The 14298-nt window shown below is 41.3% G+C and carries 16 protein-coding genes; 8 read left to right on the top strand and 8 right to left on the bottom strand.

Annotation, left to right across the window (positions count from 1 at the left end; all coding sequences use genetic code 11):
• Window positions 1-2: 2 nt before the first annotated feature.
• Window positions 3-920 carry an AEC family transporter gene (locus H6G92_RS10055; RefSeq protein ID WP_190893345.1) on the top strand — a complete coding sequence of 306 codons (918 nt, stop codon included), beginning with the start codon at window positions 3-5 and terminating at the stop codon, window positions 918-920.
• A gap of 45 nt (window positions 921-965) precedes the next feature.
• Here the strand turns inward: H6G92_RS10055 and tsaB are convergent, their stop codons facing one another.
• Together tsaB and H6G92_RS10045 are read right to left on the bottom strand one after the other, a co-directional pair.
• Window positions 966-1622, bottom strand: a complete 657-nt coding sequence (tsaB, locus tag H6G92_RS10050) for a tRNA (adenosine(37)-N6)-threonylcarbamoyltransferase complex dimerization subunit type 1 TsaB (RefSeq protein WP_190893343.1) — start codon at window positions 1620-1622, stop codon at window positions 966-968.
• 379 nt (window positions 1623-2001) lie between these two features.
• A complete protein-coding gene (locus H6G92_RS10045; protein ID WP_190893341.1) occupies window positions 2002-2250 on the bottom strand; it encodes a Ycf34 family protein in 249 nt (82 codons plus the stop codon).
• A gap of 86 nt (window positions 2251-2336) precedes the next feature.
• Between H6G92_RS10045 and H6G92_RS10040 the strand changes: the two genes are divergently transcribed.
• Both H6G92_RS10040 and H6G92_RS10035 read left to right on the top strand, forming a co-directional pair.
• On the top strand, window positions 2337-3653 hold the full coding sequence (locus H6G92_RS10040) for a CCA tRNA nucleotidyltransferase (protein ID WP_190893339.1): 1317 nt from the start codon (window positions 2337-2339) through the stop codon (window positions 3651-3653).
• A gap of 317 nt (window positions 3654-3970) precedes the next feature.
• Window positions 3971-4372, top strand: coding sequence for a response regulator (locus tag H6G92_RS10035; RefSeq protein WP_190893336.1), 402 nt, complete (start codon window positions 3971-3973; stop codon window positions 4370-4372).
• Here H6G92_RS10035 and H6G92_RS10030 read toward each other — a convergent pair.
• Window positions 4335-4739, bottom strand: coding sequence for a DUF2294 domain-containing protein (locus H6G92_RS10030; protein WP_190893334.1), 405 nt, complete (start codon window positions 4737-4739; stop codon window positions 4335-4337). The two genes, H6G92_RS10035 and H6G92_RS10030, sit on opposite strands and share 38 nt — an antisense overlap.
• A 246-nt stretch (window positions 4740-4985) precedes the next feature.
• On the bottom strand, window positions 4986-5621 hold the full coding sequence (gene upp, locus H6G92_RS10025) for a uracil phosphoribosyltransferase (RefSeq protein ID WP_190893331.1): 636 nt from the start codon (window positions 5619-5621) through the stop codon (window positions 4986-4988).
• A 657-nt stretch (window positions 5622-6278) separates the two neighbouring features.
• Between upp and H6G92_RS10020 the strand changes: the two genes are divergently transcribed.
• The 3 genes from H6G92_RS10020 to H6G92_RS10010 all read left to right on the top strand — a co-directional run bounded on the left by H6G92_RS10020 (window position 6279) and on the right by H6G92_RS10010 (window position 8448).
• Window positions 6279-7466 (top strand): tetratricopeptide repeat protein, encoded by a 1188-nt coding sequence (locus H6G92_RS10020; RefSeq protein ID WP_190893329.1) that lies wholly within the window; start codon window positions 6279-6281, stop codon window positions 7464-7466.
• 140 nt (window positions 7467-7606) lie between these two features.
• Complete coding sequence (locus tag H6G92_RS10015) at window positions 7607-8065, top strand: DUF3592 domain-containing protein (protein WP_190893327.1); 459 nt, start codon at window positions 7607-7609, stop codon at window positions 8063-8065.
• A gap of 125 nt (window positions 8066-8190) precedes the next feature.
• Complete coding sequence (locus H6G92_RS10010) at window positions 8191-8448, top strand: helix-turn-helix domain-containing protein (protein ID WP_190893325.1); 258 nt, start codon at window positions 8191-8193, stop codon at window positions 8446-8448.
• On the opposite strand, the gene H6G92_RS10005 is transcribed toward H6G92_RS10010, so the two are convergent.
• From H6G92_RS10005 to H6G92_RS09990, 4 genes are all read right to left on the bottom strand, one after another.
• The gene (locus H6G92_RS10005; RefSeq protein ID WP_190893323.1) at window positions 8426-8695 is read right to left on the bottom strand and encodes a hypothetical protein; all 270 of its coding nucleotides are present in this window, start codon (window positions 8693-8695) and stop codon (window positions 8426-8428) included. The two genes, H6G92_RS10010 and H6G92_RS10005, sit on opposite strands and share 23 nt — an antisense overlap.
• A gap of 71 nt (window positions 8696-8766) precedes the next feature.
• The gene (locus H6G92_RS10000) at window positions 8767-9933 is read right to left on the bottom strand and encodes a pyridoxal phosphate-dependent aminotransferase (protein WP_190893320.1); all 1167 of its coding nucleotides are present in this window, start codon (window positions 9931-9933) and stop codon (window positions 8767-8769) included.
• A 343-nt stretch (window positions 9934-10276) separates the two neighbouring features.
• Window positions 10277-10855 carry a hypothetical protein gene (locus tag H6G92_RS39310; protein WP_242059080.1) on the bottom strand — a complete coding sequence of 193 codons (579 nt, stop codon included), beginning with the start codon at window positions 10853-10855 and terminating at the stop codon, window positions 10277-10279.
• 3 nt (window positions 10856-10858) lie between these two features.
• On the bottom strand, window positions 10859-11941 hold the full coding sequence (locus H6G92_RS09990; protein WP_190893319.1) for a class I fructose-bisphosphate aldolase: 1083 nt from the start codon (window positions 11939-11941) through the stop codon (window positions 10859-10861).
• A gap of 457 nt (window positions 11942-12398) precedes the next feature.
• Between H6G92_RS09990 and H6G92_RS09985 the strand changes: the two genes are divergently transcribed.
• Both H6G92_RS09985 and H6G92_RS09980 read left to right on the top strand, forming a co-directional pair.
• Window positions 12399-12716: a hypothetical protein gene (locus tag H6G92_RS09985; protein WP_190893316.1), complete on the top strand. Its 318-nt coding sequence runs from the start codon at window positions 12399-12401 to the stop codon at window positions 12714-12716.
• Between the two features lie 237 nt (window positions 12717-12953).
• Window positions 12954-13952 carry a M48 family metallopeptidase gene (locus H6G92_RS09980; RefSeq protein WP_190893314.1) on the top strand — a complete coding sequence of 333 codons (999 nt, stop codon included), beginning with the start codon at window positions 12954-12956 and terminating at the stop codon, window positions 13950-13952.
• The last annotated feature ends 346 nt before the right edge of the window (window positions 13953-14298 follow it).

Here is a 14298-nt window from a genome sequence, read left to right as displayed (position 1 = left end):
TCTTGACAAACCTTTTAGAACTATACGTCAAGCTGGGAGGATTAGTACTGGTAGGTTTTATTCTCGGACGCAAACTACCTGTAACAGTTCCTACACGTTTGGGACAGTATCTTTTTTGGGTGGGAGTACCCATAAGCATAGTATCTTTTTTGCGTCAATCTAGTTTATCAGGGCAAATTTGGATTGCACCTGGAATAGCTTACCTAGCCATTTTACTCGGAGCATTTTTAGCTTGGTTAGGGATTAAAGCACAAGCCTATTTTAGAAAGACTGTCCCCCAAGCACCAACCCAGGCTAGCTTGATCCTAGCGGCAACGCTGGGTAATACAGGTTATCTTGGCTTTCCCATCACCTTAGCAATATTAGGCAAAGAATACTTTGCTTGGGCGTTATTTTACGATTTATTAGGTTCATTCCCAGGAACTTATGGCTTGGGTGTTCTACTAGCAGCCCGTTTTGGCGGCGGTGTCCAGAATCATTGGCAGACTGCGAGGGTCATCTTAATTAATCCTGCGCTATGGAGTTTTGGATTTGGCTTGTTGGTTCGAGAAGCAACAATTCCCACAGTAGTAGAATTCTGCTTAGAGAAATTGGCTTGGAGTAGTGTAGCTTTATCTCTAGTGTTAATAGGAATGCGAATAGGACTGCTCAAATCTTGGCGTAGCCTACCACAAGCAGGGATGAGTTTGGGAATCAAAATGTTGTTAGTTCCCTTGATATTGGGCAGTATATTGCCACTGTTTGGATTAACTGGTTCCACAGCAAAGGTAATTCTCTTACAAATGGCTATGCCCCCAGCTTTCGGCACACTGGTAATTGCTGAGACATTCAATCTCGACCGCGATTTGGCGGTTACTGCTTTAGCTACTGGGGCTATAGTATTGTTGGTTACTCTCCCAGTTTGGCTGTGGCTGTTCTAATTTTAGATTTATGTACTGTGACGCGAAGGAATTGACGCATATCAGTTAAAGTTCTACAGGATGTTGCCCATAATATGGCAAAGCCTCTGACCAATTAGGACACTTGCCCTCTTGCCAATCGAGATTAGCTAGTTCCAAAATACTTGTCACTGTCGCTGCTAGACCAGATTGGGCTTGAATCAACTGATAATTAGTGTTCCAATTCGCTAAAGTTTCTTGCCATGCTTCTGGTGTGAACACTCTGTCTGGCAAACACACTTTGAGTTTAGAAGCATCTGGCTCAAACTGATAAATAGCAGCGAAAATTTGACCTCGTTGGGCTGGCATTTCCACAGCAATCGTTGTTGGATTTTGACTTTTGCTTGCTTCTGACCAAGCTACCGCAGCCAAAGTTGAAATCGCAAATACAGGAATATCTAACTGTTGCCCTAAAGTACGAGCAGTAACAACACCAATCCGAGTTCCTGTAAAGCCGCCAGGCCCTTTTGCAACTGCGATAAATGACAAATCTCCCCAAGTTTGCGGTTTGATAAATTCAATTAAATATTGATGTACTAAGCTAGATAAATCACGTCCCAAATTCCAAACCTGAGAGCGAGTTTCACCAGCAAAATTACTAATTCCCAAACCTAATTCTGGTGTGGTGGTATGTAGTGCCAAAGCGTATTTATTTGTTACAAGGTCTTCTAGTTCCGTTGTCAAAGTTACTTAAAATATCTATTTTTATAAAGTTAACGTGATTTATTCAAGCATATAACATAGCGGTTCTTAATTGAATAGACTACATTTCTTTTCTTATGCTTTGCACAGAAGTCTTAGGGTAAATGTTTTACTGTTTGAGCAAAATCAGAACGCGATGGCGCAAGCGCCGGCCGTAGGCGATCGCAAATCTTCCCTTGCTGTTCACTTTCTCTGTTCTTCCCCATACCATAAATTCGCGATCGTTTAGATAAACAAAATCTCATTACAGCAGAAATCATGTATTTGAAGCACATCTGTCGTAAGGGCACAGCAATGCTGTGCCCCTACCGAGTGGTCTATTTACCAGAAAATAGCTGTAAGATACACCAATCATTTTCTATCAAGTCGGCACTAATTCACCAGGACGCAACTTCGACCACTTACCCGTTTCCCGTTTGAAGCTCAGACAACCAACAACATCCCATTCCATTTCAATTACATCCTCTTTAGTCCGAATGTTGACATTGATAGAAGGTTCATTCGGGTCAAAATTTGGTGTTTCGGTCAAGTGAGGCTGTTGGTGCTGTCCTTCGACGGCATGATAGGTAACACATCGGTCTACATAGTGGCAGTTCACGCAAATACACATAATAGAACCAACTCCAGGGGCCTTTATTGTTAATCTAACTTAAGCCCAACTGTTATTCATGAGTTGCTGGGTTGATTTTTATTACAATGCACGAATCAATTCCTTCTACCCTAGCTCCCGAAAATTGGCCTTTTAGCTTGGAATTACTGCCACAACCTGCTTACATGGTAGGTGGCGCTGTCCGAGATGCTATCCTTGGCAGAACTCGCGAATATTTGGATCTAGATTTTGTTATACCATCCAAGGCGGTAAAGGTAGCAAGAGCGATCGCTCATCATTACAAAGCTGGTTTTGTGTTGCTCGATGCCGAACGGCAAATTGCTCGTGTGGTTTTTCCTCACGCCACAGCTGACTTTGCCCAACAGGAAGGAGATAGTTTAGAAGTTGATTTGCACAGACGGGACTTTACAGTAAATGCGATCGCCTATAATCCCCATACCCAAGAAATCATTGATCCTCTGCAAGGTTATGCAGATTTACAACAGGGCATTTTGCGAATGGTATCACCCGCGAACTTAGAAGACGATCCTTTGCGGTTAATGCGAGGTTATCGCCAAGCCGCCCAACTAGGTTTTACTATTGAGCCAGCTACCCAAGCCGCAATTCGTTCTTTAGCATCACATATCAGCAAAGTTGCAGCCGAACGAGTTAGGGTAGAAATTGGCTATCTACTGGCAAATTCTCAGGGTACTCGCTGGATCACAAGTGCTTGGGAAGATGGTTTACTTGCCCCTTTCTTCAAAAACACCACCCGTGAAAGCTTGATCAAACTAGCAGCAGTTGACAATGCAGCTGCCTTGCTCACCCAAAATTGGCAACAATTAGGGGCACAACTGCAAGAATATGTCCGCGATAGTATCAAAACTACTTGGTTAGGTATTGCCAAACTTGCTTGTCTTGTCAACCCAGATCCAGAATTAGCAGAAATAGAGCTACATCAACTAACTTATAGTCGTGCCGAAATCCGGGGTGTAACCACTGCTTTAAAACTGTTACCGCAGCTTCAAGTAGTCGATATGTCCTTGCGAGAACAATACTTTTTTTTCCATGACGCAGATATTGTCTTTCCCGCTACGGTAGTACTCGCTGTAGCACTTGATAATTTGGTAGAGGCGATGTCTGGTGACAAGCCACTACACACAGCAGTGGAAACCAAAGCAAGATGCTGCCTTATTTGGGCACCTTTGATCAACCGCTACCTTAACCCTGATGATCTGGTCGCTCATCCCACTCCACTAGTAAGCGGGAAGGAGTTGATTATAGCATTAGATATTCCAGCTTCGCCAATCATCGGCCAAATGTTGACAGAAATTGGCGTAGCACAAGCTGAGGGGAAAGTCTCAACACCAACAGAGGCAATCGCTTTTGCACGTCAGTTACAACAGAGGACAGCAGGTAAGTAAGTATAAAAGGAAAACTTTAGTGTAAGTTTAGAGACGCGCTACGCCAGATACAAATCATTGGGTCAATTATTGCAAGTATACTGTAGCAAATATGCTACTATCTGCTTGCTATCATGACTTTATGCTCTTACCTAAAATTTAGCGCAGATAAACAACCTAATGGATTATACATCAGCCTATTCATTTCATGTCCTAGTTAGTCGCCTGAAACTACCTAAGTACATTTGCTTAAGCATTTATAATAAAAAAAGACCTCTAGGTTTTCCTGATGGGCGGAGTCTTTATGCCTAGCCTTTCTTGGACAGGACTAACTGCTGATGAATGGACAGCCTTTAATTTTGGTTGTAGAACAGAGTCTACATGATTTAGAACTACTTAATTCTCATCTACGAAGATTAAATTTTTCATGCATTTGTACCAAGCAAGGGGTGAGGGCTGTGATATTGGCACAAACTCATCAACCAGATTTAATCCTGCTAGATATGATGCTAACTAATTTGAGTGCGAACCGAGTTATTAATTACCTCAAACACGACTCAAAAACCGCTACTATCCCAATCATTGCAATAACACCTCTAACAATGGCGCGACATTATGAATCTGCGATGCTCACAGGATTTGATGATTGCATTACTAAACCCTATGATTTTATTCAATTAGAAGTGGTAATCAGTCGCCACATCAGTCAGCTAAGTTCTTTACATTCCCCTTGGGAATAAATTCAACATTACACAGATCAGGTAATTGATTGAAAACTACAATAATTCCAGTACGACCTGTTGCTAAATTTGTGTTGGACATAAGTTCTAGGACTGGTTGACCAATAATTTCCTCAATCAAATTTTTCAATTCTGGTTTAATTATTTTGTCTAAATATAATCGTATTTGTTCAGCTAAAATCGCATAACCTCCCTTCAGTAGAGTTTGTTCTGCTTGGGTCACAGAGTTTTCTATAGAAATTACAATTTCAGTATCAAAAAAATGGCAAATAATTAGGCTAGGAGACTTGCCTAGTCTCTCACTATATAATTTTATGATTTGCTGTGATATTTCTATTTCTAATTGTCCAAAAGTCGATTTTTCCATAATCATCTACAATGTAATATTTAACGTTCGAGTCTATTAGTTTAAATATCCAATACTATATAGATGCTTATATAGTCCGAGAAAATCAATATTTTATATGAAGTTAGTTTATCAATTTGATGTATTTGCTATGATTTTATTTTAGAAATTTATCAACTTTTACGAATGTAAAAGTTGTGAATCAAGTATTCGTGCAGTGTCCAGTTAATTACTGCATTTATCATCATTTGCTCATGGTTAATCAGCTTATTTTGTGCCAAATAAGCGATCGCCTGCATCTCCCAATCCAGGAATAATATAACCATGTTCATCCAAATGATCATCAATGGCGGCAGTATACAGCGGCACATCAGGATGTACATCACGAAAATGCTCGATACCTTCTGGTGCAGCGAGTAAGCAGACAAACTTAATTGATAAGGGATTAGTTGATTTCAGCCGTTCCACAGCTGCCACAGCCGAATTACCAGTCGCCAGCATTGGGTCTACCACTAGCATATCTCGCTGGTCAACATCATGAGGAACTTTAAAATAATACTCAACAGGAATTAGGGTTTTTGGGTCACGGTATAAACCAATATGCCCTACCCGTGCTGATGGCATCAACTCCAGTATACCATCCAAAATTCCTTGTCCTGCGCGCATCACAGAAACTAGCACCAACTTTTTATCAGGAGCAAGCATTGGTGCATTCATTGGGGCTAATGGTGTTTTAATCTGTTCATATTTCAGTGGTAAATCCCTTGTGACTTCATAAGCTAACAAAAGGCTAATTTCTTTAAGGAGAGTACGAAATTTAGTTGTGCTGGTTTCAGCTTTACGCATCAGCGTTAGTTTGTGCTGAATCAATGGATGTTCAATTAATGTTACTTGGTTGTGCATATTTTAGTCATTTTGAGCTACAAAACCTTCTTCAAGAATTAAGTAATTTTCTGAAAAAATTATGGCATTTTTGTATCCAGTGTATACGATAGCCACTTTGGAGTTGGTGATCTGAGGAATTAGTTTATATGAACTTAACAGTTAGTTGGGCTATGGAAGTGTAGACGCATTCGCAGAGCGTCTCCTAGAGAAGCGGCTTGTCGCTAGACATCGCTTGATATAGAGGTTACTTAGAACATCGACATAATAAACCCGTTGGTATCCAGGTACTGTGGCGGGGCTGGTTAAAATTACTCATAAAAGTAAGAGTTGGCTGCGATCGCTCTTGAGAGATTTAACGCGATCGCTCCTAATCCACGACTTGGGGGAGACCCCAGACGCTGCGCGAAGGGAGCGCACCCCTAAAAAAGGGATGGATCTTATTTAGGGGATTGGGGGATGTGTTCTGCGGAAGTCCTAAGATGTATATATCTTGAGTTAGTTTCAGTAAGCTTGTCTAAGAAGTACAACTTGAGGATTTTTGATGGCAAATCAAGTATCCTTATGCTGTGCTTTGTTAAAAACTCGCCATATGATGATTTGATGCTATATCGGCACAAAATAAAAGTTGGTCACTAAAGCAAGCAAAAAAATCTGAATCCAGAATTTATTGGCAATATGAAACTCAGTCTGTGCATGATTGTGAAAAATGAAGCAGCAACACTGCCTAAATGCCTGAACAGTGTCAGAAAAGTAGTCGATGAAATGGTAGTCTTAGATACAGGCTCAATCGATCGCACTCCCAATATTGCCCAACAACTCGGTGCAAAAGTCCATCATTTTAAATGGTGTAATGACTTCAGTGCTGCCCGCAATGCGGCTCTCAAATATGTCACTGGAGATTGGATTCTGGTATTAGATGCTGATGAAACTCTGACACCAGGAATTGTACCGCAAGTGCGAGAGGCGATCGCAAGAGACGAATACCTGCTCATCAACCTCGTCCGCCACGAAATTGGTGCAGAACAATCTCCCTATTCTCTGGTTTCCAGGCTGTTCCGCAATCATCCAGATATTCATTTTGACCGTCCTTATCATGCTTTGGTAGATGATAGCGTGTCAGAAATTTTAACTAAAGAACCTCATTGGCAAGTGGGCTATTTACCAGGGGTGGCACTTTCACACGTAGGATATCAAAAAAGTGCGATCGCTCAAAATAACAAATATGCCAAAGCAGCTACGGCGATGGAAGGGTTTCTCGCTACTCATCCTGATGATCCCTATGTTTGCAGTAAATTAGGGGCATTGTATGTGGAAACTGGGAAAGTTTCCCAAGGTATGGAGTTGCTGAGACGAGGAATCAGCGCTGCTGAAGAAAACTACGATATTTTATATGAACTCCACTATCATTTAGGCATTGCCTACAGTCGGTTGCAAAAATTTCCACAAGCTATTTCTCACTATAAAACTGCCATCAAATTGCCAATTTACCCCATGCTCAAATTAGGAGCATACAATAATTTGGGTAACTTACTCAAAGCAGCAGGAGATTTAAACGGTGCAAAAGCTGCTTACGCCACAACTTTGAAAATTGACCCTACTTTTGTTGTTGGACATTATAATTTGGCGATGATATTTAAGGCTTTGGGTTTATTTACAGATGCGATCGCATGTTACCAAAATGCAATCGCGTTAAATCCCAACTATGCCGAAGCGTATCAAAATTTAGGCGTAGTGTTGCTCAAAGCTGGCAATCATCAAGATAGTTTAACAGCTTTTAAAAAAGCGATCGCTCTTCATGAAAGGTATAATCCCGATGAGGCGAAGAGACTACGCCAGGGGTTGCGGGAGATGGAGTTGATGTAGATTTAAGAAGGCATTGGGGAGAATAACAAAAGTTTCAAGACTTGTCTCCCCTAGTTCTACCCGATTGTTACCTAATCTAAAAATATCGACCTAAAAGTTGAAATCAAAACTTTTGGCTATATCGAACTTTTGAAAATTTTATGAATGAAGATACAAAGTTCTTTCGGATATTTGGTTCAATATTCGGCGGTGTTGGCAGCATAATTGCCGTCACGGGCATAATAATTGGGCTGAATACTCGTTCCTTTGTGGGCACCGCAGTACCAGCACAAGGGACAATAATCGATTTGGTGCAACGTTTATCAACTGATAGTAAGGGCCGTTCCTCTTATGTCTACTATCCAGTGGTGGAATTTACCACTCGTTCTGGTGAACCAACAGTTTTTGAAGCAAATTCAGGCAGCAACCCACCAGAATTTACTAAAGGTCAGCAGGTAGAAATATTATACAGTCCTGAAAAGCCAAATTCTGCCATGATCAACTCTTGGTTAAGTTTATGGTTTTTACCTATTATGTTTACCAGTTTAGGATCAATTTTTGCCTTGGTTGGAGGAGTTGTCCTAGTCAGGACTTTTCCACGTTTGATAAGTTTTAAATAGAAGTATTTTGAGAACAAAATATACTTATTTTTTTATATTGCATCAAAGTTACCAGTCAAATCTATATTAAAAACAGAAAAAATCCGACAAGGTAGATTTAATAAATATTTGAGGCAGTAATAACTATGCTTGAACCCTGTCCGATCCTCACCAAAGCTGATTATCGTGCTGCACTTGATGAAATTGAAAGATTGTTTGATGCAGAACTAAATACACCAGAGTTTGACCGCTTGAAAGTTTTAACTACGCTTGTGGAAGCATACGAGCATAGGCATTACCCAATTGAAGCACTAGACCCTATTGAAGCAATCTTATATTATCTTGAATCCCGTGAGTTGTCTTTAGATGGATTAGAGCCAATTAAACAAGTGATGTTTTACTAAAAGCGTCTGGAACTTCTAGCTCAGAACTCGGAACTTCTAACTCAGAACTCGGAACTTCTAACTCAGAACTCGGAACTTCTAACTCAGAACTCGGAACTTCTAACTCAGAACTCGGAACTTCTAACTCAGAACTCGGAACTTCTAGCTCGGAACTCGGAACTTCTAACTCAGAACTCGGAACTTCTAACTCAGAACTCGGAACTTCTAGCTCAGAACTCGGAACTTCAGGTTTAAAAATGAACTCCACCCGTTCTGAGTTGAAAAGGTGGAGCTAATAAGTTGAAGAGTTGATAAATTCTCCTCACAAATGACAACTAACTAAATACGCGACTTGACAAATTTCTCTAATCTATCCATTCCCTTTTCAATCGTCGCCATATCTGTGGCGTAGGAAAGGCGAATGTTGTCATCAGCGCCAAAAGCAATTCCGGGAATGACTGCAACTTGATGTTTTTCCAACAAAGCGTCACAAAATTCTAAGGATTTTAGACCGGTTTTGCTGATATCAGGAAACAGATAAAAAGCGCCATCTGGTTTTGCGGTACTCAATCCGGGAATGGCGTTGAGTCTGTCTAACATAACTTGTCGCCGCTTGGCGAAAGCTTGGCGCATTTCTTCGACACAATCTTGAGAACTTTCTAAAGCCGCGATCGCACCATATTGGGCAAAGGTACACACGTTAGATGTACTATGCCCTTGGATGGTACTGGCTGCTTTAATAATTTCCACAGGCCCTGCTAAATAACCAAGTCTCCACCCAGTCATGGAATAAGCCTTTGCAAACCCATTACTGATCAAAGTGCGGTCAAAAATTTCCTTCCCAAGCGAACCGATGCTGATATGTTCTGCACCGTCGTAGAGAATCTTTTCGTAAATCTCATCAGAGACGACAAAGATATCTGCATCAACTACTACCTGCGCCAGTGCTTTGATTTCATCTGGCGTGTACACCATTCCAGTGGGATTAGATGGGGAGTTGAGGATAAATAACTTTGTCTTGGGGGTGATTACTTTACGGAGTTGTTCGGGAGTAATTTTATAACCCGTCGTTGCATCTGTAGGCACAATCACCGGAACTCCACCGACCAAGGTTACCATTTCGGGATAACTTAGCCAGTAGGGTGCGGGGATAATTACCTCATCACCTGGATCGATCAGCGCCACCATCAAGTTGTACAGAGAATGCTTACCGCCATTGGTGACGATGACATTCTCAGACTTGTAATCAAGACCGTTATCAATTTTAAGCTTATGGGCGATCGCTTCCCTTAACTTTGGTTCTCCGGCTGCTGCACCATATTTGGTTTTGCCTTCATCCAAAGCTTTGACTGCTGCGGCTTTAATATGCGCTGGGGTATCAAAATCTGGTTCTCCAGCGCTAAAACTACAAACATCTATTCCCTCTGCCTTCAGTGCCTTAGCCTTGGCTGCGATCGCTAAGGTTAATGAAGGTGTTACCTGACTTACTCTTGCTGCCAGCTTCATTCTTACTTTTTTTTGGCAAATCTTTCACTTATCTAAGGATATCCCAGAATCCCTACCAAGATTTGCTTTCTCAGAATTCCTTCGCTGGTTTAGTTAACCAAGATTTGCAATTTTACATAGCAGCTAAGTGTCTATAGATGCAAGGGCACACAGCTAGGCTCATCAATCTCACCAAGCCTTCTTTGGAGGTAGAGTGTAAGGATAATTATTTTTGTTGGATTTGGATTGTAGCGAAGTTAAGTGACTCAATCAAAATCCCCTTTAGCGGCTCGGCTTTATTTTGGGTAATTTCTTTTTCAAAATTACTGCGATCGTAGCCTTTCGCTCTAAATTAACTGCTTCCTCACCGCCTCGGTTCAGCATAACTTCTGGAATTTCTTGGCCGATTTTCACTTTCCGAGTCTCTAGGAATCCCTTCTGTTGCACGCCTTCCACTATCGATATAATCATCGCCAGTTGCTGGTATATTAACTTTTACCTTCTGACGTTCTTTGGTGGCGTAATAAGGTTTGGAAGATTCAGTTTGTGCTACCCGTCGGTCTTTGGTGGTGTAATAAGGTTTATTTACTTCTACCTTGTGGTTTTTTTCCGAATAATAACCCTCCGCCTGAACTGAAGTAGCAGGTAAGCTAATGAGCCACACTAAACTTGCCAGCATGACTATCGCAATTTTGCGGCGCAATTGATTAAATATTCTCTGGATTTCCAACATTGGAGATATTCGCTCCTCAATATTTAACAAACGATTAAATATTAGAGAACTGTTATGGAGTGAACGTCTTCCCCTAGGTTGGTTATCTATATATAAAAAGTAAGGTGGGCATTGGGCATGGAGAAGAGGCAGAGGGGCAGGGGGCAGAGGGGAAAATTCTTCTCCCTTGCTCCCTGCTCCCTGCTCCCCTGCTTCTTCCCCACTCTCCATTCCCTAAGCTATTGTCACATCCGACGACAAGTAAACATCTTGAATAGCGTGAAATAGCTTCACACCTTCCTCAAAGGGACGCTGGAATGTTTTTCGCCCAGAAATTAATCCCGAACCACCAGCCCGTTTATTAATTACAGCGGTGCGAACTGCTTCAGCGAAGTCATTTTTACCAGTCGCGCCACCAGAATTAATCAGCCCGACCCGCCCAGAGTAGCAATTTAGTACCTGGTAACGAGTTAAATCAATTGGGTGGTCAGTTGTCAACTCTGTGTAAACCCGCTCATCTGTTTTGCCGTAACTCTTACCACTGGCTTTGGCAATTGCACCGTAACCATTGTTATTTTCAGCTAACTTTTGTTTGATAATGTCGGCTTCAATGGTTACACCCAAATGATTTGCCTGTCCGGTGAGGTCAGCAGCAACGTGGTAATCTTTATCTTGTTTAAAAGCGTTGTTCCGCAGATAGCACCAGAGAATTGTGACCATCCCCAGTTCATGGGCGCGTTTAAAAGCTTTGCTAATTTCTTGAATTTGTCTAGTAGACTGGTCTGAACCAAAGTAAATTGTCGCACCTACCGCCACTGCCCCTAAATTCCAAGCTTGTTCCACATCAGCAAACAATACCTGGTCAAATTGATTAGGGAAAGTCAGCAACTCGTTGTGATTGATTTTGGCAATAAAGGGAACTTTGTGGGCATACTTACGCGAAACAATACCTAATGTCCCCAAAGTGGTAGCAACTGCATTGCAACCTGAAGCGATCGCTAGCCTGACAATATTTTCTGGGTCAAAGTAAATCGGATTGGGTGCAAAAGACGCACCTGCTGAGTGTTCAATCCCTTGATCCACCGGTAGAATAGACAGATATCCAGTATATGCAAGACGACCAGTAGAATAAAGTAGTTGGAGATTACGCAATACTTGAGGGTTGCGATCGCTGTTGATCCAGATGCGATCTACAAAGTCTGGCCCAGGCAAATGTAGTAAATCACGAGAAACTTTTGCTTTGTAGGTAAGCAGGTCTTCTGCCTCTTTACCTAGCAATGACTCTATAGAAGTAGCCTCTATGAGCGTTGTAGTCATAGCGTTTTCCTCAAAAATTGAGCAAATGACCTTTGCCCTTAAGATAGCATTTTTAATACTCGTAACCTGCTTAAGCTCGCATTAACTAGATATATATTCCTTTGGATATAAAAGTCTTAAATCATTCTTTAAAAATCGATAAAATCAATGATTATCTGAGATATAACCATGATTTGAGCCAAGATACACAAAGCAAAAATAGTAATTTTGAGGATTTTGGTGAATTGCAGACTGATAATTAATTTGATATATTGCGGTTCCCATTCAGATGCGGTATAACATTATATCGCTAGGTGTAGGGGCACGGCACTGCCGTGCCCCTACGGGTTTACTTCACGTAAACGAGAACCGCTATATTTCGATTCTGATACTTATAATCTGACAATAATAAAGTTAGAAAGTAATCTCAATAGACCCCAATTGTAGTAATAATCGTTGGAAGAACAAAGACAATTCTATGAGTAAGTTTCAAATTGATATCGACTTCAGCAATATAGATTTAGCTTCCCTTGAGACAGAAGAAGATTTTCAAAGAGAGGCAAAAATATTACTACCAAAGGTACTAGTCAAAGTAGGTGAAAGTGTGGGGGAAAAGACTTGGGAAGAATTACAGCAAAAGCTGCAAGGAACCGGAGGTAAACTCAAATCTTCTCCAAGCGAAAAACGCAGGTTTATGCAAGAAACCGGAAGAACTTATCAACGAAATGCCAGTAAGAGAGAAAGGCAGGAACTAGAAGATTATATAGTAGAGCAATTACGCCTGCACAAGCAGTAAATAGCTACCTAAGTCTGATGTAAGTGTATTCTAACTTCTATCTCTGAGTAGCGATGTCTACGACAGGCTATGCCTACGCTGTGCCACTGACATGGCTACCGTCGCTAACGCCAACAGACCGAAGTCCTCCTGAGTGGACTTTGTTTTGTAGTACCTTTGTAAATCTTAAATTTACACAAAATCTATTTTGCATTATTGTATAAAAATCATCCTTGTATTAGAGCGGTATCAACAATAATGCTTAACTGGGACAGAACACTGCTAACTACTAGTTCCTTATGCCTACTTTTGTTCTCTGCAATGCTGCCAGTCCAGGCTAAACCAGTCCAACAGAAGAAACCAGCACCCACAGCCACAACATTTTACCAGCAAGCTAAAAAAGAATTACCTGAAGATTTTTATACTCTCTATCGCGTCATAGATAGAATAGCACGTGCCAACGAATTAGATAATCGTCCTTGGCGAGTTGTGGCTGTTCCCAAGTATGATGTCAATGCATTTGCAAGTGACGTTAATTTGGTTGCGATTTACGATGGCATACTTGACCAGTTAGCTGGTGATTCCTCAGCATTAGCTTGTGTAGTTGCTCATGAAATGGGACATCACACCAAGCGTCACATCGCTGTTGGCGCAGCTCAAAGAACTGAGTTGATTGCCAAAATTCAGGAAGAAGCAACCAAAGAAGTACTGGGAGAAAGAGAAACTGCAAACCAAGAGTCAACAGCTGCTACTGTTGGCGGTGCCGTTTTGGGTGGTGTAATCGGGGGAAATGTCGGTGGTTTCCTAGGTTCCGTTCTTGGCAATCAAGGTACTCAACGACAAGTAGAATCACAGCAACGCATCAATGAGATTGTCGAGAAAAAGAAAAAAGAGTTAGAACAGCGGTTAGCAGAACAAGAACGACAACAAGAGTTTGAAGCTGATGAAATTGGCTACATAGCTTCCGTGAAAGCAGGCTTTGAACCAGAAGGATGTTTGAGAGTCATGCAGGTTTTGGCTCAAACTCCTGGTTCTGAATTTGATACAACTCATCCAGCAGTACCCAAACGGATTGAGGCAATTAAAGCTTTAATTATTAAGTATCCACCCCAGACTTTGGTTAAAGAGGGTGAAGCACGAATATCTAAGACAAAGCCTTTAACGTATAACATTTCTAAAGATAAAACTTCGTTACGGATTAACTCAGTTCGCGGCGGTTCCCAAGCAGATGATATAGAACGTCGCTTTGGTAAATAAAAATACTGGGTGACAAATAGTTAAGCTCAGATGAGTCTTTGATACTCGTAAATGAGTCTTTGATACTCGTAAATGAGTCTTTGATACTCGTGAACGAGGCTTTGATACTCGTAAACGAGTCTTTGATACTCGTGAACGAAGCTTTGATACTCGTGAACGATTCTTTTGTATCACGTACAGTTAAAAGCTTGTCATTGCGAGCGAGGCGAAGCAATCACAAGAATGTTGGGATTGCTTTGCTTCACTCACAATGGCATGTCATAAGTTAATTTATCAAGTTCAGCTTCTATAGAACTAGTATTTGATTTTTGAAAAGATACGTAGGGTGCGTTAGCGACAGCGTAAC

Origin of the sequence: Nostoc foliaceum FACHB-393, from assembly GCF_014698505.1 — a bacterium.
Classification (GTDB): Bacteria; Cyanobacteriota; Cyanobacteriia; order Cyanobacteriales; family Nostocaceae; genus Nostoc; species Nostoc foliaceum_A.
This window is presented reverse-complemented; position numbering and strand designations above follow the sequence as displayed.

Coding starts and splice junctions, on each gene's coding strand:
- H6G92_RS10045 (WP_190893341.1), bottom strand. CDS start 2,250: ATGTGTATTTGCGTGAACTGCCACTATGTAGACCGATGTGTTACCTAT.
- H6G92_RS10040 (WP_190893339.1), top strand. CDS start 2,337: ATGCACGAATCAATTCCTTCTACCCTAGCTCCCGAAAATTGGCCTTTT.
- H6G92_RS10035 (WP_190893336.1), top strand. CDS start 3,971: ATGAATGGACAGCCTTTAATTTTGGTTGTAGAACAGAGTCTACATGAT.
- H6G92_RS10030 (WP_190893334.1), bottom strand. CDS start 4,739: ATGGAAAAATCGACTTTTGGACAATTAGAAATAGAAATATCACAGCAA.
- upp (WP_190893331.1), bottom strand. CDS start 5,621: ATGCACAACCAAGTAACATTAATTGAACATCCATTGATTCAGCACAAA.
- H6G92_RS10020 (WP_190893329.1), top strand. CDS start 6,279: ATGAAACTCAGTCTGTGCATGATTGTGAAAAATGAAGCAGCAACACTG.
- H6G92_RS10015 (WP_190893327.1), top strand. CDS start 7,607: ATGAATGAAGATACAAAGTTCTTTCGGATATTTGGTTCAATATTCGGC.
- H6G92_RS10010 (WP_190893325.1), top strand. CDS start 8,191: ATGCTTGAACCCTGTCCGATCCTCACCAAAGCTGATTATCGTGCTGCA.
- H6G92_RS10000 (WP_190893320.1), bottom strand. CDS start 9,933: ATGAAGCTGGCAGCAAGAGTAAGTCAGGTAACACCTTCATTAACCTTA.
- H6G92_RS39310 (WP_242059080.1), bottom strand. CDS start 10,855: ATGGAGAGTGGGGAAGAAGCAGGGGAGCAGGGAGCAGGGAGCAAGGGA.
- H6G92_RS09990 (WP_190893319.1), bottom strand. CDS start 11,941: ATGACTACAACGCTCATAGAGGCTACTTCTATAGAGTCATTGCTAGGT.
- H6G92_RS09985 (WP_190893316.1), top strand. CDS start 12,399: ATGAGTAAGTTTCAAATTGATATCGACTTCAGCAATATAGATTTAGCT.
- H6G92_RS09980 (WP_190893314.1), top strand. CDS start 12,954: ATGCTTAACTGGGACAGAACACTGCTAACTACTAGTTCCTTATGCCTA.